Here is a 1,305-nt window from a genome sequence, read left to right on the forward strand (position 1 = left end):
CAACCGCCCCAGTTAAACTACCCACCAGGCACTGTCCTTAGCCCGGATCACGGACCAAAGTTAGACATGCAATACGATCAGAGTGGTATTTCAACAACGACTCCACACCAACTAGCGTCAATGCATCACAGTCTCCCACCTATCCTACACAAACCGTACCGAACACCAATACCAAGCTATAGTAAAGGTCCCGGGGTCTTTCCGTCCTGCTGCGCGAAACGAGCATCTTTACTCGTAATGCAATTTCACCGAGCTCGTGGTCGAGACAGTAGAGAAGTCGTTACGCCATTCGTGCAGGTCGGAACTTACCCGACAAGGAATTTCGCTACCTTAGGATGGTTATAGTTACCACCGCCGTTTACTGGGGCTTAACTTCCCAGCCTCGCCCCCCAAAAAAAGGGCTAACCAGTCCGCTTAACCTTCCAGCACCGGGCAGGCGTCAGTCCGTATACATCGCCTTACAGCTTCGCACGGACCTGTGTTTTTGATAAACAGTCGCTTCTCCCTAGACTCTGCGACCCAACCCCCCACACACGCCCAGACAAGGGGCGGGTAAAGAGTGGGCCCCCCTTCTCCCAAAGTTACGGGGGCATTTTGCCGAGTTCCTTAACCACGATTCACTCGCACGCCTTAGTATGCTCTACCCAACTACCAGTGTCGGTTTCGGGTACGGGCGGTCTTACCACTCACGTCGATGCTTTTCTCGGCAGTACAGGATCACTCTACTTCCCACAAAAAAGTGGTCACCATCAGGCCTCACCCTATATGTCCCCCGGATTTACCAAGAAGACAGGCCACACCCTTAAACGCGCCAAGCCATTAGGCACGCGAAGCTACCTCCCTGCGTCACACCTGTTAACACGCTTGCCTCCCACACTTAGGACCCCACGCCACCCACACCAAACACAAACACAAGAAAAACCTGCATTCGCTACAAGGCAAGAGCGGGATGGTTAGCATCAACGCAGAAGACACTGGACGCAATAAAACCGGTACCAGAATAAGAACTGGTCACCCATCGACTACGCCTGTCGGCCTCGCCTTAGGACCCGACTAACCCAGAGAGGACGAACCTAGCCCTGGAACCCTTAGTCATACGGCGGGAAGGATTCTCACCTTCCAAACGTTACTCATGCCTGCATTCTCACTCCCACGCAATCCACCAAAGCTCACGCCACGGCTTCACCTCACGCAGGACGCTCCCCTACCCAAACAACAAAATACTGTTTGCCGCGGTTTCGGCGGTGTACTTCAGCCCCGCTACATTGTCGGCGCTCAATCACTTGACCAGTGAGCTATTACGCA

General features: G+C 53.7%; 1 rRNA gene. It reads right to left on the bottom strand.

Features of this window, described 5'->3' with window-relative positions:
* Nucleotides 1–1,305: ribosomal RNA gene (locus ACRQEG_RS09480) — 23S ribosomal RNA — on the bottom strand; the annotation flags it as partial.

The organism is Actinotignum stranguriae (assembly GCF_051265215.1).
GTDB classification, from domain to species: Bacteria; Actinomycetota; Actinomycetes; order Actinomycetales; family Actinomycetaceae; genus Actinotignum; species Actinotignum schaalii_C.